At 37.4% G+C, this 22,753-nt stretch carries 8 protein-coding genes; all 8 read right to left on the minus strand.

Going from position 1 to position 22,753, the window contains the following annotated elements:
- Positions 1-4: 4 nt before the first annotated feature.
- Positions 5-9,421, minus strand: a complete 9,417-nt coding sequence (locus tag F9K23_08655) for a hypothetical protein (GenBank protein KAB2916171.1) — start codon at positions 9,419-9,421, stop codon at positions 5-7.
- A gap of 10 nt (positions 9,422-9,431) precedes the next feature.
- The gene (locus F9K23_08660) at positions 9,432-10,151 is read right to left on the minus strand and encodes a hypothetical protein (GenBank protein KAB2916172.1); all 720 of its coding nucleotides are present in this window, start codon (positions 10,149-10,151) and stop codon (positions 9,432-9,434) included.
- A gap of 53 nt (positions 10,152-10,204) precedes the next feature.
- The gene (locus F9K23_08665) at positions 10,205-16,948 is read right to left on the minus strand and encodes a hypothetical protein (protein ID KAB2916173.1); all 6,744 of its coding nucleotides are present in this window, start codon (positions 16,946-16,948) and stop codon (positions 10,205-10,207) included.
- A gap of 5 nt (positions 16,949-16,953) precedes the next feature.
- Positions 16,954-17,562: a hypothetical protein gene (locus F9K23_08670; protein ID KAB2916174.1), complete on the minus strand. Its 609-nt coding sequence runs from the start codon at positions 17,560-17,562 to the stop codon at positions 16,954-16,956.
- A 37-nt stretch (positions 17,563-17,599) separates the two neighbouring features.
- On the minus strand, positions 17,600-18,739 hold the full coding sequence (locus tag F9K23_08675; protein ID KAB2916175.1) for a hypothetical protein: 1,140 nt from the start codon (positions 18,737-18,739) through the stop codon (positions 17,600-17,602).
- Complete coding sequence (locus tag F9K23_08680; GenBank protein ID KAB2916176.1) at positions 18,733-20,940, minus strand: hypothetical protein; 2,208 nt, start codon at positions 20,938-20,940, stop codon at positions 18,733-18,735. The genes F9K23_08675 and F9K23_08680 overlap by 7 nt, the downstream gene beginning before the upstream one ends.
- 595 nt (positions 20,941-21,535) lie before the next feature.
- On the minus strand, positions 21,536-21,889 hold the full coding sequence (locus F9K23_08685; GenBank protein KAB2916177.1) for a hypothetical protein: 354 nt from the start codon (positions 21,887-21,889) through the stop codon (positions 21,536-21,538).
- A 201-nt stretch (positions 21,890-22,090) separates the two neighbouring features.
- Positions 22,091-22,558, minus strand: a complete 468-nt coding sequence (locus tag F9K23_08690) for a hypothetical protein (GenBank protein KAB2916178.1) — start codon at positions 22,556-22,558, stop codon at positions 22,091-22,093.
- Between the last annotated feature and the right edge of the window lie 195 nt (positions 22,559-22,753).

Here is a 22,753-nt window from a genome sequence, read left to right on the forward strand (position 1 = left end):
ATTATTATTTCTTTTTGACAGGTGTGGCGTTATTTAGTTTTTTCTCATCAAGTTTTTTTGCTACACTTTTTACCCAAGCCTTTCCTCCCTCTCCATTACCACCACCTTGATATTTTCTATTCTTTTCGTCTTTTGTTTGCCCCAAATAATAAGTAATACCCCATCTTTTCATTATTGAATTTAATTCATCAGTTGAAACTTTAGTACTTTTATTAACACTTGGGCCCATTAGGCCTCCTTCGGAATGATTCAGCCCTAAATTATGTCCTAATTCATGACTAAATACCTCACCGTAAGTCCCATCACTTAATGCTGATGCTTCGACAGTAGAGTATGTTCCAATAGTATTTGCTGCACCTACGGCATCTCCAAATGGATTAGAGGTTGAGTTATCGTCTATTTCATCAATAATAAACATGACATGTTCTTTGTTTTTAATGTCTTCAACTTTATCAACAACAGTAATATTAATTTTAAAATCATAATCAACTTCTACTGTAGCTTTACCATATGGAGCTTCATCAGTATATACAACTCCCTTTTTACTAAATGCTTGTGTATAAGTTGACGCACCTGATTTCAATTCTTCATCAGTAAAGGTTTTACTTGAAACATTCATAATAGTTAAATTTAATGTTACAGTTACTTTTTTCTTTACAGTAGTAGGAGTTTCTGAAACTGTTGTTATAGACACAATAAACTCATTACCATCTACATCTCTTAGAGATAATGGAGAGTTTGTACAAAAGTCGTAAGGACTCTCGCTAGGATATTTACTCATCAAAGGATCCAAACTCATCCACCTACCCAGCCTGCTATCATAGATACGAGCACCAAAATCATAGCTGTTACCCGTACCTTTCACCTCATTATCTTTCTCCATACCGTTAAACCCGAATCGATACTTCTCCGTTGTATCACTATTCCACGTTCTCATCGGCGCACCAAACGGATAATAATCATACGCATTTGTCACATCTGCACGATAGTAATTAATGGTATCATTAGTGCACACCTGTAACCTCTTATCGGTAAACACTACCAATACATTGCCCAAGTGGTTGGTGCCCTCATATTTACGTAATCCTTTGTGCAATTTGTAGGAACTATCTACTCCAAATTTATAGTATTTTAACGTATCTAATGCATAATAATTGCCACCGATAGTGTCATTACTTACCCTGTGCTGGTAGCTCCTAACCACTCCTCTAACGGTATCTCCCTGTGATTGCAATACTCCTAACCGTGATGCCCCATACAAGTGCCACTCATTTACAAACAGGTATTGCACCCGCTTCATCGTATCCACATCTATCCGGTTGCGCACCGTGCTGTTCCAATACGCCTGCACATGCGCCATAAAACTATCCAACGGGTACTTCCATTTAGTAAACAAATCACTGATACTATACGGACGTGTATATGCCGCGTGTAGAGTAAAACTGTCGTTATCACAATCGTACAATTCACGGGTTAAATACGGCCAATACCTATCGCGGGTAGTACTAATCAAATGGGTACTGTCAAAATCAAGCGTACCATTGGCATACTTCGGCCAAGTGCAATCCTTAAAATCACACTCACTGTAATAGCGGCTAAACACTTCGGTCAAATCAGCCACAGGCATTGCCCCTATATCATCCACATAAAACGCGTAATTCAGCCGAATGCGTCGCAATAAACTATCCATCGGCACTACTTGCGCAAGGTAATCGTCGCAGGCCATACCCACAGGTCGGGGTATGGTCAGTTGGAAATACGCACAGGTATTGGTAATAAACGTGCTGCCCTGTGGTATGTGTGCGTTAATCTTATTTACCAACGCCTTTATGTTATAATTACCAACAGCTTTAAGCAACTTAGTGCTGTCGCATTGATTCAGCACACTGATGAGCTGCGGCGGATTATCCGTAACCAATTTGCTAATCAAACTATCCGTCATGTACTTATCATATCCAAACTCGGTAATCCGTGTGCCGCAGTTTTTAAACGTACTGTAGGTAGTGCGGTCGCTCAATGTTTTCACTAATTTCTTCGCATACCGGTCACCGTAACACAACTGCAAACGGCTGTGAACAAACGCAAGCAGTTCTGGCGTATTTTTGATATGATTACGTAAAGCAGGAAGTAGTGAACCGTTGCAATAATAGTTACCATAAGAATACTCAACATAACCCGAACCCCAATTACTGCAAGTACTTTCGCTTCCCGCACCCGGGCAGTTGCCCAAACATTCAATTATTTTACACCGCGTTGCAAGGCTAGATGCAGTAAGATCACCCCACAAATACTCCATACCCCCCGCATTAGGGTTGTACACATACGTATGGATAACGTCCGTCAGCGCATCCATATAATCGTCATACCCCATGTAAAGCCCCGTATGCAACTCGTGCGTCATAAAACGTATCAGCTCACTGCGCGGCACATCACTCAGCAAAAAGTCAGTCGTATCACCCACCGCACTGTTCACGTGTAAATACCCCGCCGTCGTCCTAAAATAACCATACAACAATATACGTGCATCATTCCCTATATTATCCAGCAACACACTGCCGTGCACACTCAGTATCAACTCCAGCAACACCTCAGGCTTGCAGCCCATTATATAAGGCACCAGACTGTTTTCTTCGGCATTGGCACCATCCAACATTGAAATAATCACATCCTCCAAATTATTATTGCAACCATTACAGCAGCTAAACAACTGGTGGTACATTTGGTCGCCCACACAACTTAGTATTTCACCCGTAGTAAAACTATCCAAAAAAGCACTATCGGGTATATACCCGCCCAGTCGCCTGTAAAAACTATCGTTACTGGCAAACCGTGTTTGTATAAACTGTGCAAACGACGCCAGCCCCACACTATCAATAAGTTTACCCACAATCTTGTCATACCCCGTATCAATCGGCTCAAAATACGGGTTACTGGTAGCATAAGTAGCCATTATATTACCACTGGCATCCCGCACATAATATTCAGTATGGCTACGGTTGGTACTATCATTAGGATATACCACCTTTTTACTCAACCTGTTCCCGTCAGGGCCGTAAGTAAACTGCATGGCAGCCTTGGTACTGGTAGTAGTGCGCACTATACGGCTTATCTTACCGTACACATTCCACTGTATACTGTCTATCTCTTCCGCCTTGTCATAAATAAGATTACCAATCGCATCATACTTATAATTCAAGCTGTCTTGGTCATCTATATCATCGTTGTAATTAGTGTCATTCACCACATCTTCAACATGGCTCAAGCGGTTCGTATTAGGGTAATATTTATACACCAAACTATCCAACGCTAGATTTACGCTTTCAGCCCCCCTGCGCACCTGCGTAAGTATATTACCATTTGCATCGTAAGTAAAACGGTTGTGGTATTGGCTCATCGCTGCTGCACCAGTATTCCAACTATTAGTGCCCATGTTTACACTGTCATAAGCATCCATGCGCGAAATACGGTTCAGGTGGTCGTATTTATAGGCATAACCCATAGGCCTTCCTGAGCCTGACGAAGGGTCTATAAATTTGGCAATAGCCGTTACCATGTGGCGTATGTTACCATTGTATAAGCTCGGACTTGCGGTATTAAATCCTCCGCTTACGTTTATCTCAAAATGCTGAGAAGTAGTTTTTTGACCGATATCGTAGTAATCACCTGCATAATAGCCAAGCGTAAATCCAAATTCGTCTTTCGGTATAAACCTTCTATTGTTGGTTGCACTCCACCACCCGTCTCGCCCAATATCCCTGCTGCTGTCCAGCGACCCGCTGTTCACTCCCTTCAGCCAACCGTGTATGGTATAGGCATAGTCCATACCTTGCACTTTTAGCTCCCCTATCTCTGTTCTTGCCAAGGGTCCGTGCTGGTAATAATAGTACTTAGCATCGTTATCCGTTAAAATGTTATCGCGGCTCGTAAATACTTGTCGGATGCGGTTATCGGCATCATACACATATTCATGGAAAAACTGATCCTGCTTCCCTTCTTGATAGCTTACTTTATTTACGTTCCCACTTATCAGGTCGTACTCATACTTTAGTTTAAAATACCCGTATGCTAAGGCTTGTAATTCAGTGTAGTCGTGTACCAACTCTTTTACGTTTCCGTGAATATCGTAGGTGTAGTAACTACCATAATCATACTTTCCGGTAGCATCCTCGTCATAAGTTATATAAGCCACACGATTACGCAGGTTTTCTTGTCCGGCAGCAAACTGTGCATCAACGGTACCTCCTGCCTTATTATCATAATACGTTTTGGTAACCTGCCTAAACAGCGCAGAACTGCTCAACCAAGCTGTTAACAAGGCCGGGTTGCGACTGGTGCTATCTGTTATAGCCGTTGTGTGCTTGGTTTCTCCAACCTCAACTATACGCCCTAACTCATCGTATTTGGTGTAACTAAAGTCATTATTAGAAGCGCTGGCTTGTTTTGCATTTTGAGATACGGCAATCCGTCCCAAACGGTCATAATAAAATTTAGTAGTTCCGCCATCGGGTGTATTTTGTTCAGTAACGGCATTAAGTGTATTGTACTTGTAATTAGTAACCAGATTATGGTGAGGAGTGTTGTAATAATTTGCTGCTACTTTATTGGCCCTGTTACTTTCTACCAATGCTAATGTATCGGCATGGGTAATTAACCTCACCCCTGCCGGAGGAACCGTTTTAATTAAATTATCGGCTTGATCGTAATAATACAACGTGTAATGATACTGCTTCAGATCATAGGCCATCGTAAACTTCTCTAAGCCCTTTATATTCATGCACTTCCTAAAGTACTGCTTTCTGAAATTTCCTTTCAGGGTATCCAGTTGTGCCTGATATAAGTCTTGAGCCTGTTCCCATGCTATTTGACGCAAGGCGCTATCACAACTTACCGTATCAGGCGTGTATACAAATGGGTCATCGCATAGACTAAGTTTAGTTAACAATGTATCAAGCTTTCCTGATGGAAGACTAGTATAACCGTTCTTAACTCCCTTATACGAGTTGTAGTTATAATAAACCTGAGTTGTATCATTAAAAAACGAATCACAATTATTTTTTAAGTCCTCATATTCAAAATATCCGTGGTTTAAACCACGTGATTTGTTCATGAAATTAGTGTACGTCTGGATAAAGTTTGTGTCTTTATACACCGTATCAGAATTTACATAAACACCCGAATACGCTAGCCAAAAATAAGCATCAGCATCGTTCAAAAGATCACAAGTAATGCAAGCCGGCTTACATGAGAAATCCCGCGGTATTAAAGCAACAGCCTGCGTATCTCCGCAATGCACTTTAATAAAACTATTTATTTCTTCATCGGTAAACGTTTTGTAGTAGTATTGAGCAAAATATTGTTTTACTCTGCTAACAACAGTGCCTTCTCCAGAACATAGGGGGTAGCAAGTTGAGTAGCCTTCTACAGTGTACTCTTCATAAAGATTAGTATACAAATTCATTGTAAAACTAAGTCCGTTAACACTGCCACAAGGATTGTTAAGAAGCACAGTAACCTCTGCAATGCTATCCCAAAACGAAGAAGTATGCCCTGCAGGAGTATTGAAAGTAATAATACAAGAATCCCATACCCCGTTATTCCTACTTCGAACAACTGCTTTAAGTGTATTACCACTAATGTAGGTGTAATATTGATTTAATGAATCAATATTGCCCGAGGTATAAGTCATTAGATAAGATTCGAAACCCGCTTTGCTACTAATATTAATAGGCGTTGGAGATTTAAATTGCGATGATGATGCTAAATCGGCTAAAAAATAATAAAATTCCTGAATCTCTGAAGAGACTGAACAAGTAACTGATAATGCCTCATCAACTAATTGATCAAAACAATTATCGTATGGCACAAAATTGCTACCCGAATAATTGTGACCATACTCATAAGGGAAAGGGATTAAATCTTCATTACACAATTTGTTGATAGTGAAAAAATCAGCCAATACCTCTTTAAAGCTCTTGTTGATAACCAAATGCTCGTTTTCAGGTGCTACACTTCTTGACCCCAACGGATTGAACTGATCACAACCAAGTTTACAAATATTAATCAATGAATCTCTTAAAGCTGCCGAATCACTAACAAAACCAGAGCATTCCTTCAATGCAATCATCCAGTTGTTTGCATAGCTCTCACATTGACTCTGGCATTCACTTTTAATACTAGCTTGCGAGTGATTTCTATTTTTTTGAATAATATCACGTTTTGTACCCGAGTCTAAAGGCACTGTTAAAACCTCAGTAAATGATGGATATTGCTTTTGTTTTATTTTAAAACTATCGTTAGTATAAATACTGTTGCACGATTTACTATAAAGTGGTTTATTATTATGTCCGATATTACAGTTTGCACAGCTGTTTGTATAGGCATAAGTACTTCTTACAGTATCTTTATATTTCTGTTTTGCTGAAAGATACAAACTACGAAATACTTCCCACTGTGCATTTTTAACATCTGCATCACCACTGCCAAAGGGATGTGCTGTTAAACAAGCCGATATGCCGGCAACGGTATTCTCGTCCTTACATGAAGCCATAATGGCTGCGGCTTGCCACATCGAATAATCAGTACTGCTATCGGTAAAATAGTGCTGAATTGTATTTTGCATAGCTGTCTTCCATGCGTTCCCAAGCCCTCCTGTTTTAAAGAAAGGATCATCTATCGCTGTAGGATAGGTTGAAGACGCCGCATCAGTTGGATCAAAAAGACTATCTGCTTCTGCCCTGAAATATGTGCTTGCATCATATAAACGATTATCAAATTTATTACTTGCTTCATTTAGTATGCACCACTTGTAATAACAATACTCAGGGTGCATTTTAACCAATGTATGAGCCCAAGCCGGATCCCAGTTTTGTATAAAAATACTATCCGGTAAATCGTTTGGTTTCATCCATGTATTATTGTGCCATACTAAAGCAGTATCTCCGTTACTATCAAAATACACCAAGCTATCATTTCGCCAATCTCGCTGCATGCCTTCATAATTTGGAAGGTCATTATTACTTGTTGAATCCAAAAACGACAAGACATCTGTTACAGTAAAAACATCGTTCACACTACTGTACAATGCATATTGTCCTCCTGGCGAAACGTCTTGTAAAAGGCGATAATACTCAATTTCACATGTTGAAATCGTATCACAAAGCTCTTTGCAATCAGCCACATAGTCTTCATACTCGCTTTCAAACTGAGTAACAAGGGAGTCAATATTCATTCCATTGGTATCCAGATCAGCAAACCGACTTGTTTTATAATCCGCAAGCGTTCCTAAATTAGTTAGGCACTCATCACACGAATTGGCACACCCTGAATAGTCAATTTCATTCTCCAAACTATCATAAAGCTCTTCCACAGTTCGTGCACATTGATTATTCCTTAAATAAATTTCTTCATAATAATCAAACGATGCTTTATTAACCGAAAGCTGCTTAGAAACTCTGTAACTACCCTTATCCAATGCTAGTGAAAAAGAATGCATGAAAGAATCGTTACTGCAAACCGTATCCAAAAGTTTAATACCAATAAAAGTCGTATCGTGCAAAAGTCTTCCACACAGGTCGGTTATGCTGAATTTTAAGTCATAAATACAATCATAACAGATGGTGGCACCTGTACATCCTAACTCTAACTGATTTTTCAATATCCTGTAATCAAAATCTATTTGTGCATTTGTAGATAACATTAAATCATGTGTCACACTAATAGACATATCCATGCTATCTACTACAGGAATCGACTCATCAAGCTTTTCAACAATACGTTTACGAGCTGTATCAGCAGGCAAAACACTCAAATTAGATGGATTTTCACCTGCTAATGCTGTAGCAATGACTTTACCTGATGGATTAAGGTAAGAAACACTAATGGAGCCATTAGGATCGACAACCATGTTCTTCTTATAGCGATTAAAATCTCCAACCTCTACCCCAAACAGCATATCCAACTCCTGCTGAGTAGGTTTACCATAAAAGTACTGAGTTTCGTGACCACTGCCCATACGGTGATCATAACCAACCCCACTTTGCTTCCTCACTCTGCCCGTATTATCAGGCATAAACTCTACCTGCACAAATGGGTATTGTTTAGCATCAGGTACGTAGGCTTGATAAAGATCTTTACTAGGGTTATTGTGTGAATAATACCTAGATGCCCCTGAAGTTGTATCCATACCCGTGAGATGATTACTACAACTATCACCTGTTGCCGTAGTATCAAAATCACGCCAACTATACGTTTTTTGGGTATAGGCGCTTAAATTAAAATTACGATAGAATTTAATAATTGAATCGCCTGTAGGTACAGGTAAAGCATCTACTACTTTACGTCCAACATGGTCATAAAAACTTTCGGCAACAATTGTTAACTGATCAGTATTTGTATAAGTTACCATCTGACGACTGCGAAGGCTTCCATCAAAGTAGCTTATCACTGTTTTACTTTTCCCTTCTTCTGCAAATGAACTTGTCCATTGCCAGTTAAGAGTATCTTCATGGCTTGTCGTTATTGCATAACGATCTACATTACTTGTTCCAAAAGACGACACAGTACTACCAAAAGAATGTGAAGACCAACGACTTTCCAATCGTTGTTTATAAGTTACTGTATCCTTGCCCACATATCTAACCCTAAACAAAAGGTAACCGTGCTGGTAAATATTCTTTAATGTATAGGATGTACCCTTAACCGTAACTCTGGTAGCATCATTTAAAAAACTTACCGGTATTGTGGCTGCTGATTTATAACTAACTGATGACCCGTTAAAATCACCGAAATCATCAAGGTACAGCCACTCTAAATCATACTCTTCTGCACCATTAACACTCGTCCAGTTTACAGTCAATTCATCATTTTGACCCGTTGTTATTGAACTGATAGATGTTGTCCCTGCATAGTTTAGCGCATAATACCGTTCTTTTTTAAGAATATTTTCAATAAATAAGTTTGCAGGAACTGCATTACCTGCTAATGATGAAGTATAGTTTAGAACTTTCGATACAATTTTTATATACCCATCCGTGTAAAAAACATCTTTATCCTGGGCAACTTTTCCAGCGCCGGCATCCCATGATAGGTTAAGAATAATAGTATCTTTCTGTGTCGTACCGGGATTAGACAGGGGTGTTTTTGTCAATTCCAACGTTACACTGAACGTATAGCTTTGATAACAGTTTTTATTATCGTGATCAACTCCTAACACAATAGCGTTTTTTAGCACAGGAGTTTTAAAAACGGGTGAACACGTTCCCGAACTGATGCAAGTGAACTTATCATCAGTAACAGTAATAGTACTATCCACTCCAATATTGCTACCTTGGCGTTTACCACTCAAAATCGGATCAACTCCTCCTTTGACCGCTGAAAACCCTAATAGAAACGCAATTAGAATAACAGTTTTTATAGATTTCATAAACAATGCTTTATTGGATGGATACCTTGTTATTTAAAAGAGTGTATGTACTATATTTTTTAATTAGGCTAACATTTCCTTCTGTATCAATCTTCACATAATTGGTTTCTGAAAAAAAGTTTTCAGGAAAAACAGGAGATGTATTATAGCCCGAAACTACTATTTCCAAGCGTGGTTGATTGGTTATTTCACCATTATCATCTGTCTCAATAAGATGAAACACAATCTTTGTGATAAAATTTTTAGCCGGGTCTATGGTAATATCTAACTGATTATATGTGTAATTCAATTCATCAGTGTCAAAAGTGAGCGTGTAAACATCAAGTGCTCCACTTTTTTTGCTGGTAATGGTTTTACACAAAGCCAATACAGAATCCATTTCAACCATAAACTGCTCTTGTTTAATAAGTTTCGGCTTATTTTCAATAACAAAATGTTTTGTGTCATTATCAAGAATAAGCCTGTACTTATCAGTCACCATAAATTCGCGGGTGTCTATTCTTTGATACATTCTGTTACCATCCTTTTTATATACCCCACTAAGAGTTTCGTATGGTTTTTTGGCCTTTGAGTCTTGGTAGTAGTTATAAGTAATGTTATAGCTAATCTTATTATACTTGGCAAGTGTTTCGTTTACTTTTTTAAAAGCACTTTTTACGTCTTGACTTTTTAACAACGTGCTAAAAAATAAAGCATTTAAAAACAGAATAACGGTTATACTTTTTTTCATTTAATTAATCATCATTTATAATAACTATTACCAATACCCGATTCAAATTCCTATCACTCATTAATTTTTAATCCTGTACGAGACTCTTGTAAAGTCACTATACCCCTCTCAGTTTCACGCTTTATACGAACCAGCCTACCCTCGTCATCATACTCATAAAAGGTTGCATAGTTATTTTCATCAAGTGTTGCAACCAACCTTAACGTTCTAGGATGATAGACAAAGCTTTTCATATTAGCATTCCATGGATGGATACGTAAATCATCAAAGTAGGCAGTTTTTGTACCTGCTTGCAACATTACATTAATACATACAGCATTTTGTGGCACATAGAATTTCCCCTCATACCTTTGCCACCCATCAATTACAGGACCTGAAGGAGAGAAAGAGTAAAAAGTACCTGCACCCGAGCTAACGCTTGTAGAAACAAAAATGCTATCCTCTAATTGTGGTAACCCATTATACTCTGTGCTATCTTTCACCCAACATGAAATATGGTAGTAGCCGGTATCGGGGGAAAACTCTTCCAAAATTTCACTTGGTTTTATTATGTAATGGTTGTCTGAAGTATCCGGCTGACAACCGGTTATTTCCTCATGATATAAGATGCCCTTGGTTACATACACCGACTGGTTTGGTGATACCCGTATAGAGTGTGCGCCTGTATGGGCAGTTACGGTTGTCAAATTTTCTTTAAACTGATAATAACTAAAGTGATCTTCATCAGGCGAAAGAGTGGAGTAATCTTCAAAACCATCATAAGCTAATTGTCTATGCCTGGTATTTGAACCCACCGCTTTAACAATTGAGTTACCATAGCCAAACAAGGCACTAGAATATATGTTTAATGCATCTACATTTTCAATTTCATTGCCGGTACGATTAAACTTGGTAACAGTTGTATTCCATGTCCAGTTTTTGTTAATTGAGGTTCCAGTATCCCAATAGGTATTTGTTAACACCGGACGTTTCCAAAAATCAACATAGTTTTTATACGTTCCATCCTTACGAATGTTAGTAGTTGATGCTTGATTACGTTTCTCATAAAACAACCAGTTTCGTTTCGCGCGCCAGTTGCCTTTAATACCTAATACATAGGGGTTAATCGGATTTAAGTCTAACGATTTACCACAACCATACTCTGTATCACTAGTACAATGCATACGCATTAATGCCCGCGTTTTTTTGCCTTCACAAGCAGGAGTTGCTATTGTACCGGGCCATGTTGTACTAACGGCCAACGGATAGCTACTTCCTTTGTGAATTTTAGTGGCTGTATTAAATGCTTCGTCAACACATTGGAGGCAAATTTCAAAATAACAGGTATCTCCCAATGAGTCTGCCATGGTATATTTTATCACTGAATCGCAATCTGAAAAGTTAAAATCACTACTTGTGATGTTTTCACTTCGCGAAGGGGGCATTGGAGCCATTCTTTCAGTTATTAAATCATCCTCAGGCATTACAGGACCTCTATTTCCTATAGGGGTGATGGATGCATACCTAATATCCTCAATTCCGAAAACTCCACCGGGTAATGTAATAGATGAAAAACCCGGTCCCCCTGACGCTGTTTTTTTAATTTTATGTTTACTACGATAAAAAGGCCAGCATTTATAACAATCGTACATATCTGCTGCACACCAGAAGTTTTCGCGGTAAGGATTATTAAGTAACTCAATTTCTCCTCCCATGGGTAATGTCCGCAAGTTTGGAGCTATGTTTGGAGAAAATAAAGAGTCTATTAAGCCAATTACACATGAATCTGGGCAAGAGAAACCCAAATCTACATATTTCGTTGCCCAATAGTCGGAAAACTCAACTGCACCGGCATTAATTACAGAATCAAATGCTAAATATCCATTGCTAACGGGGTTAGCCAAAGAAACAACTGTTCCAATGGACGCACTTTGCATATTTCGCCGTCCCGAACGAATAATTTTTATGTTGTACTTAAAGGTCTTTCCATCTTCTTTATGCCTTGTTTCATAAGCGTTTCCAGCCCGCGTTAGAAAAATTAAATCATTTGGATCGTGAGGCGATGTTACTGCCCATGCTTTCTCATCTAAAATCGTTATTGATTCAAGCTTAGAAGTAGTAGAATTATATTTCTCCATTTCTACATACAACTCATCCCCAGGCACAAAATAACTGGTGTAGTTTGAAAGGTTTTTCAACTCACCATTATAGAATTTAATGTCCTTAAACCAATATCCTATGTTTTTATACGCTTGCCCCATACCTTCATAAGCAAAGTGCGCAGGGTAATTAAACGTATATATAGTATCATTAAACTCATTGGTAGTTTTGGCAAGCAGCACATCCCCTGTTTCAGAATCAAATAATACATTATGGGTTTTTACTGATGCTCCGTTTTCAAATACCTCTGTCGACTTCAAGATTCCATAACGGGTAATAACTTTTGTGTTTACTGCTGAAGCAAATTCAAGCTCTTGCATGGTAATACTACCAAATAAACTACTAGCCAATACTGGGAAAAAGCCGGCAAGACCTCCATCAAAATTAACCTCTAGCGTGCCCCCTGCATGAAAACTGTAGAAATTACGGGTATCGGTCATGTAATCAATTTCACGGCCAATTTCAGCATTACTGATTGACCCATCGGGATTCACAACGTCAACGTTACTAACAAGCTTGTTAGTTCCAAACTCATTTTTGGTGTATTGATATTCATACTTTACTCCTGATATCGGCACCTTATTATCTTCCTCATAAACCCATTGCGCCTTGGGCTTACCATGCATATCATTCAACTCAATAGAATAGCCTTGTGTTACATACATTCTATCTTTAACATACACCTTTAAGATGCTCCATAGCATATTCTCCAATTTGGGATTCTTAGGCCGCTTACCGACATCAGTATGTTTAACAATAACAGGGAAATCATATGCCGTGAAAAACTCATTGACAACCTTGCCGGTTGCTGTACGTTTAATATTTTCAGTAGGTTTTATATTAACCGTGGTAACCATTGAATAACCTACTGATGGCGCAGGGAAAAAGGACTCTCCTATTGGCTTCTCAATCATGTATTGATCATCAGGAGCCAAGGTGTTACTACTGGCGTATGAAACCGGTTGCTTGTGAGAATTCTCATCACCGCCAATTCCGGGCTCCCATGTTGCTACACCGCTACTAATAGTTCTGTAAGTACCATCTGCTTGTTTTTCTTCTTTGGTATAAAGATATTTTTGACCGTAAGAAGATGCCTCCTGTCCACTAACCATTTCATCCCACGCATCACTTAATGTAAGTTGTTTTACCCTAACCCCACCTCCAAATTTTTGTTTAGACGGGTTATTTAGGCGTATTATACTTTTATTCAAGACGAATTTTTGACCAGCGCCCTTAGCCCTCATAGTTCGTCCAAAACCTCTGTACATATTTGCCATCTCAACAAAAGAACCTGCAAGAGATTTAAATGCCCCTTTAGTATCACCCGGAGCCATTTCGAAATTACTGAAAATTTTAGCCAGCTTTTTGGGAGCGTTCATTCGCATGAAATTCCACGAGGCCTTGGTAATAGGGTTAATTAATGGTCCTCTTCGGTCTTTCAGCGATACCCCTTTCAGTTTTACATAGCCTACATCATAAATTCCACTGGATGGGTTTTTAGACGAAAAACCTACCTCACTTTTATCCGCATATCCAGAAACAAAATCATAATCCCCTTTACTTGTTAAATCAACCAAAAATTTAAAATACATCTTATCTATTCCGGCAAAGTAGTCGTTGATTTTCTTTGTATACTCTGCTGTGTCACTAAACGGTTCAGCTAAGTCAAAAAATAGATACAAATAATTTTGCTCCCCTATAAAAAGACTATTACCACTTGCTGAAAAGGTTGTAGAATTGTTAATACCCGAAACCTTAAACATCTGGCCGGCTTGTTTATCTTGTATGTATGCATAATCATCAGCCTCATAATTCACATTAATGGTTCCGCCCGATGGAAGCTTTATTTGGGTTAAACTCCATGCTGACGCATACAAATCAGCTGAATCTTTATTTTGCAGTACATACGGATCGTCTGCATTAGACAATCGAGTATTGGAATTTGATAAATCATCACATTCACTTTTTGACGCATTGGGTTTAAAGTTACCCCAGCGGTCATAGCCCCTTAAATTGTACTTTGGGTTATGGCTATCGTATGTAAACTGGTATGAATTTGTTCGGCCTTTGCGAGATTTACCATAAGTAAAATAAATCTTTTTTAAGGTTAGTTTCCCTGTATTTGGCTGCACACCTGCATTTGAAGAAACGAATAGTTTATTATTTTCTGCATTAGGGCACAATGAATAATCATACTCAAAATGCACTGTTTTTAGTGGTGTAGCATTTGCACCATTTACAATTAATTCTTCCTTGGTGAATAACCTGATACTATCTAGTTTATAAAACGAGGCAGTTGAATCCAGCCCCCCGTTCTCACCCGCTACCTGATTAGCATCGCTCCGAGGTGAAGTGTAAAAACAGGCTACATAATTTTTACTTTCGATAGAGTGTACATACCATATTTCTTTTTCACCGTAGATGTAACTGGCTTTATCATCATACTTATCAGATTTTAAGCCCTCATCATAATTTCCCTGGTTTTGAGACCTTCCGTAAGGGGTTCTCCACTTATAATTTTTATAGGCCCTAGTATAATTAAATTTTATAGCTGTACCGATATCATCATCAGAAACCCCATTACCTGTAACATCAACGTAATCGGTTGATAGTACTGATGATAGCAAAAATGAATGTGCATACCCGGGAATTTCAGTCTTGTTATAAAAATTATCTTCGCCTTTTGAGTTGCTTAATGAATTATCATCACTGCTGTAGTTTACTAAGCCTATTGATCTATCTTGAGTTATTGAAGGACTTTGGGAATCTATAACCCTAAAAACAACATCCTGTTGCGTATAATTGTACGCAGGCACTCCATAAACATATCTTCTTCCATCAGGGTTTGTAACAGTTAGCTCCGAAAGTTGATGATCATAATCGTCATTCGTATATCGCTCAATAGTAGAATCATAAACCATTTGGCGATCTGTCATCAGAGAAAATGAGTTTCTTTCATATAACTTTATGTCCTTATCCAATGCAAGCTGTGCCGCCTCATAATTACTTAGTGACGCTACAAGCATATTACGGCGTTGACGGTCATTATATTTTACAGATCCATGAACATTGTGGTTACCCGATTTGCTAATAAGATTTGACTTTAATCGTTTACCATCAAGTTCTGCTCGTACAGGTTCGTCATAGCCCATGGTAGCATATATATCATTATTAGCCACTGTTTTTTCACCTGTGCTGCGAAAGTAATAGGGCTCAAAAGAACTATTAGGGGTCGGCTTTTGGAAGGAAAGATTGTTGATGATATCAAAGTTTTTATCTTTATCAGCTTTCCAAGCACCACTTTTTTGGTACCCGTAGTTAGCACTTAAGTCTATACCCCCGTGCACTGCATTACCCATACCAAACTCTCCCGCTAAACCTAAACCAACAGTATTACTTCTAGTAAACGCGTCAAACATTACACCCGCATCACTTCTATAGGGTCTAAACATACCACCCGTACCTTCACCTGATACGTTAAACATATCATAAGTGAAAACAGGCATTGGTAGCAAAGGTCTATCTTTTGTAAACCCTCCATCATTTTCGCGATTCAAATCGAACATTGTGTTGTTAGATGGGTTATTTACACCATCATGCGAAAACATATAACCGTAACTATATAAAGTACGACTATTATGCTTTAAAGCTTGGTTTGAATAATTGCCTGTTATACCAAGTTTACCCCACCAGCCAACAACTTCGGGGCCTAGTGTTACAGACAGGTTTAAAGAGATGTTTTTCATCTCATTCTGGATTTCTGGAGTGTATGAAATAGGGTTTAAAGAGATACTAGAGCTCCTTCCCCAAAGCTTTGATTGCCTATTTGCTTTTTGTTTTTCAATAAACCCATAATTAAACGAAACATCCCTCATTCCCTGCCGAGAATTAATTCCGGTTCCTGCCCCAAAACTTAATCCGCCTTTATCTTTTTTTTCCCTCTTTATTCGATGTGAATAAGACAGATTTGCATCAATATCAGCACCATAATAAGAGCTTGCAGAAAGATTCATTCCCAAGCCGCCAAGTTGACTATTACTTTCCCTCTTATATAATGATAGTTTAGGGTTTAAGGAAAACTCGTAACCTAAACCGCGATAATTATTATAAGTAACACCCAAAGAAACATTAAGTGTGGGAACTTCTAGTTTTATACCTGTAGAATCAGCACCAGGCGGGTAATTCCCCATTTTATTACTCGTATCCCCTTCTTTGTTATTAAAAAATTTATTTCGTTTACCAAAAATCTCAAAGGTAGGTTGCAGAGTCACCCCCCAAGTTTCGTTGTTCTTAATATTAGTCGTACTTGTAACAGGGTTCCCATTAAAGTCATCAGGAACACCTCTCATGTTTCGGTTTACAACACCGGGGTTAATATTCCAGCCTAATCCTACCCAACTTGCCTCATCATCCATTCCTACACCCGAATGGTAGGATATGTTTATTGGAAACCCTTCAACGTCCAGCAATGGAATGTTGTACACAAAATCCCCAGAAAACACGTCCACCATTTCAGTGGTACCTACCGGCTCAAAACTCTGTACTTCAGGCTGACTGGGTCCTCCTGTAAGCGCTATAGCCGCAATAGGAAAGCTAATGTCCCATCCTATTAAAGTAATAAAAAAAGCTGCAATGATTTTTATCTTCCGTTGTTTCATTTCGGTTATAGTAGTTTTGGCGTGTTTTTGATATTTTTATTTTTAAACGTAAGAGATACTTTTCCAATGCCGAATAATTTATCATCGTAAAGTAACTGTAAGTCTTCATCTGTGGTTTTTTCAAATGGAAAAACCAGCATAAGTATGTTATCAGGACTAATGTTATAAGTACGTTCAAAGTGACATATTGAGCAGGGAATAGTGTCTGAACCTATAAGTAGTTTAAAATCGTTTTTAATTTCACCGCTCATGTGTGTAATTCGACTCAAATATTCTTTGGGTGATAACTTTCCTTTAATTACATCATATCCGGATTCTGTAGATAAAATATTAAAACTAAAGTGGTATCCGCCAGTAAACTCTTTTGATAAATTTAATACGCTATCAGAATCAAAGTTTGTGGGTCCAACTTCTTTGATAGCCAAATACTCAGGGGTTTTATATTGAGAAACCAGCTTTAAGCTTTTTTCTTTATCAACATACTCTTGTATAAGTCCATTATCTGGATTATCAATATACTTAATATAGTTAGCTCCGTCAACAACACTAATACGGTTGCATGACATTGAAGCCAGTCCAGTGATTAGGAATAAAAGAATTATAGATTTTTCCAACACAAGTTTCAATTTCAGTTAGTTAAAAGCATGATAATTATTGTTCAATGTACCTGAATTTCAAGAAATAGACCTCTTTATCATTTCCTTTAATTTCCATTTTATACATGGCATTATGCTTAAATAATTCAGTTTGTTTCAGGTTGATATCATACCTATTGTCCCCTTTTTCAATCTTTAATGGCATATTTAACTCTACAACTTGCCCTTCACTATCATATATCACATAATTCATCAAGCCTGCTGTATAATTTTCAATGAAGGATAAGTAAAGAATGTTTGTAACAGTAACTTCAGCATCTTCATAAAGCTTAGGTACTGCATAAGTGATTGTATTCTTATTCACAATTATAGGAGGCAATTCAGGAGTTTTATAATTTAAACACCATGCTTCCGAAATGCCAACATGCCTGAACGAGTTGTTGTTGGGTTGCGTTTCATTATCCTTATACTTTTTCACTTTAGCTTGCACTTGCCATGCGTAGGTTTTATTACTATCTAACGGTAAAGCAGTTGATGGGTATTGAAACGACGTGGACGTTAAATTATCTTCAAAAACAATGGCTAAATTGCGTTGTATTGCATCCTCATTACTTTGCCCTGCAAGAACCTCAGTTAACTTAAAACTATAGTATACTTGCTGTCCTTTAATCTCAGGCATAGGAGCTAGCCAAGAGAAATAAGGATACTTTGTGTACACTTCGCTACAGTAATCAGGAGTTATTAGGATAGGTGGTGAAACCGGTTGTGAGGTATGTTCTAAACAGCTTTCTGCAACCATTTCACCAGTTTCCTTATCGTATGCATAAATGCAAAGCGTATAATCACCATATGGCAAATTTTTAAACTGTTCTATAGTAGCAGCATTAGGATGTCCCTGATTAAAATTGAGTGCTATGGTTGTAACATTGTTATTACGAATATTTGTTACTCCATTACCTAAAACAACATCTGAAGAAACCGCATCCGATATTCGTTTACCATTTTCATCGTTTAACTCCCCTTTCAAATAAATTGTTAGTTGGGCTCCATTATTTACTATGCTAATGTCCCAAAAACTTTGGGATGTAAACAGCACAGGATTGATGGGCATTTGGTTAATCAACACCTGGCTCTTAACTCCTTCTGGTGTTAGGATTAAAAAAAGAAATACTGCCTTATATAATAGTTTTACCATTGTTGTATCAGTTGAATATTTACAATCGTTTGATGTTTGATAGTGCTATTTTGATAATTACCCTTATAAAAATTTTGCTTTAGTAATAATATGATAGCTGTTTTAGTATTAAATAACATATTCTGTCTAATAAAAAGTCCCCCGTTGTCTCCCAACAAATTGTCCATTGTATAATAAATCCCCCCCGAACTTATATAAGAGCTGTTTTTTGGATGCACATAAGATGCTTCAGCCTGATTGTTAAAAACACGGCTATTCTTGGGAGTATTATTTAAAAGACTTAAAGAAGATGTGTAAGATAGTGTGTTCCCTTTTTTATCCGATAAGCTAACGTTTCCTAAAAGATTATTGTAGTAACGATTTAATCCTAGAATATTTTTGTTTGTAGTATTCTGATGGGTATAACTCAACGCACCAGTGATTACGTTTGTCTTTACCCTGCGACTATATACCGACGTAATAGTGATAACCTTCGTTCTATTTAAATAAGCAAATTGAGTATTTTCAGAGCTACTAATGCTTTGATTAATGATTGCATAGGAAGCAGTTAATGAAGGTAATTTTTTTAGTCTCAGGCTAATTGTAGCTTTGTAGTTATCTAGATTAGAGGTGGTTCTCTTTTGATTTAATAAATTGTCTACACTTGAGCTATATGAGAATGATGTTGACACATAATCCTTGTAAAGCTTCTGAGTCGCTTTTACCTCTTTTTTTAGCAAATCATTTCTAAAATATGGATTTAGCGGACTGTAAAAAGAAGCCCCAACGCGAGTAATCTGTGCTGTTATTTTGGTTTTTGTTTGTTTGAAGTCGCCATTAACTCCAGCCAAATAATAACTATTAGGCTGATATAGTATATTGTTAACGCTATTAAATCTTCCGGGTAATGCGATACTTTCGCCTTCATTTATGGTTTCAATACCATAATCTTTAACATCCGCTATAGCCCAATTACCATAAAGAGAAAGGCTTTTGTTAATTGGCAATTTCCCGTCCAAAGAAGTAACACTTATGTCTTTAGCCAAAATAAGATCTCCTTCCTTTTCGACTGTGTTTTTGTTTTTCATGAGTGTACTCGATCGAGTATATCCGACATGAAAATGAGCGTCTTCAGGCATTCCCCACCCTCCTTTTACTGCATAAAGAAATTTTCTTGGGGTGGTATTTTGGCGTAACTCGCCGAAAGATATGTTTTGTTGCAAAAGGCCTGCTTGTAGAGATGTATATACGTTCCTGAAGCTATTTTCAATTGAAATGCCGTTAACTGAAGTCCCTTGAAGATACGACTGAGAAGAAGACGGATTAATAGTTCCAATATTAAAACTTCGTATACTTAATAAGATTTTTTCAGCTTTTGTGAGCCCCGGATGGGTTTTGTATTTATCAGGTAATGAAGAATACCCTGCAATTTTATCCGAGTCAAAAGTTCCTGCATTTTTAAGCTTATCATATGTTTTCTTAAGCCTTTCGTATTCCTTCTTCTGTGCCTGCAAGCTATCTAAAACTGCTAATGCTATCTTATATTCTTCCTGTTTCACAGTATAATCCTTATATGCCAAACGATACCTCATGTCTGAGCTCTTTAAGCTATCTGTAACTTCAGGAAACTGACCCTTCATTGCCTCAAGCTCATTTTTCTTACTTTCAGCTATTTTCTGAGCCATTAATAATGCTTCTTCAACTTTTCCTAAACTATTGAGAGAATCTTCCCACCGTTGCTTGTCAAACTTGTTCTGTAGTAAACTATCAGTCGCTTTATGTTTTAGCCTTTGCAACAAAATACTGTTTAGCTGATTTATATCGAGAGAAAAATTTATACGATTGAGATTATAATTTACCTTAAGCTGCTCAGTGCTTAAGTTAATATTTGAAGAGAATGGTATACCCCACAACAAAAGTTGGGGTTTGATAGTGGTTCTAAGATAACTTTGAGGTATTTGTTGATAGTCGTATGACCTTGTTGCATATTGCCCTTCTATAAGAATCGTACCATGTAGTTCAATATTCTTTTTAGGCATCGTATCTTTTAACTGATTAATACGACTGCTATTAATGCCCAAAAAATTAATCTTTTCTTTATTATTATTTAATAAAGTATCTCTATGAAAAAGGCGTGATGAATCTAACTCAACTAACTGGCAAAACGATTTGGTTGAAAAAGTTGTAACAATTACAAGAAAAGCGACAAGACACTTTTCCATGCATGTAACGTTTACACTTACTATTTTTCGAATTGACAGAAACATTAAAGTTGGTTTCTTAGATTAATGATTCGAATTAAAACAAAATGTTGTTTTTGAAAAAATTTTTTTCGACGAACGTACATCTTTTCTGAAATTAACTCCATGAAAAAAAACAAACCATTCATTTACATGTATTTATATAAAACTTACATTTAAAAAATAATCCGGAAGTATTGCAGCTATTCAAAGATTAATTCCAACTATAAGACTTATTAGAAACTATCTCAAAAATAGGACATCTATTCTTTTATAACATAAATAGTTGATACCTAATTGTTGTATGACTTAGAATTGCTCTTTCTTGTATGAAAAAACGAGATGGATATAACTAACAACCAATGGGAGGCTATTGAGCTCCATTTACCCGTCAAGCAGGCAGGCACATCTGTCCAGCCACAGTAACAAAGGTTACAACATACAGCCCATCTGTATTGTAAAATTTGTAGGTACGGCTCATAAAGCAATTTACTATTTCTAAGTTGCAAACTTAGTATATTTGTCCTCACAAGACCTGCTGCTTCAAACCAAGCAACAGACTTGCGAGAGCAGGGGGTTAAATTCTTTGATGTCTAAATGGAGGTGTTTTGCAAAACTTTATCCACTCCTCTATAATCTCTTTATAATCTGTAATTGGCAGTGAATAAATATCCTCAATTGTAACTTGGGTTGGCGAAATTTCAATATAGGATTCCCCAGCACCTATGCTATCTTGATAAGGATTATTAGATAATGTATTATCTATTTCATCCAGAATACTCTCAAATTCACTAACATCAGCAGCATATTGCAAATGACCTGCTATATAGTTAAAAACTGAAGCATCAGGAGCCTTGCACAATTTGAAGTTTTCTCCTGCAACTGTTTTATTAATGAAAGTTAAATGATATTGTGTTAAAATATTACTCATAATCTTGTTTATTAGAATTTTACACCAGGACTAACTACAAATTTCCCCCTCTCCCACAACTCTGTCGCGCAGGTTGTGTGGCAGCGAACTGTATAGTATCAGTTGTACTTTACAATATCCCAATCGGCTGCTGCCCTACAAATTACATAACTTTTTTATACGCAGGTGATAATTGGAACACTACCCTTTTTGACCACTACCCTACTCATAAATTGATTTAACACCTTCTTTTAAATACTTATTATATAGTGTTAGGTACCTCATTGCTAAAGATTTATCTTCTTCTTTATAAGAAAGATATAATCTATATCTACTGTCGTTTAATATCGATAATATTTCGTCTCCATCAATTTTGCATATTGACTTGCTTAATCCTCCCTTTCCGAGATGCAACAAATGTCTCCATGTCGTTCTTGCCCAGTCATCTCTTCCATATGCTTCACTAATAGCAGCAAAATACCATAATACATTGGGGCAACTCTTCCCAAGCTTGAGAGCTTCACTTACTTTAAACATCGCTTTGTCAATATCTCCCATTTCTTTGTAAACTGATGCAAGTAAGGCCATCTCATAGTGTGAGTCTGGGTTTTCTTTTAGATATTTTTCTAACCCTTTTTTAGCTTCAGCCCAATTTTCTGTATTATAATTATCTATATAGTTATGTTTCATTTTGGCTATCTTCTATTTTTTCTATCGATTTTTTTTGTTGTTCCTTGTCCCTTCTCGTATTTGCGTTTTAATGTTTGTTCCCCCCACTCTCACAACTCTGTCGCGCAGGTTGTGTGGCAGCGACTTGTATAGTGTCTGTTGTATTTTGCAATACACCCAATCAGCTGCTGCCATACAAATTGCATAACTTTTTCA

The organism is Bacteroidota bacterium, from assembly GCA_008933805.1.
In the GTDB taxonomy this organism is placed as follows: Bacteria; Bacteroidota; Bacteroidia; order UBA8524; family UBA8524; genus SB11.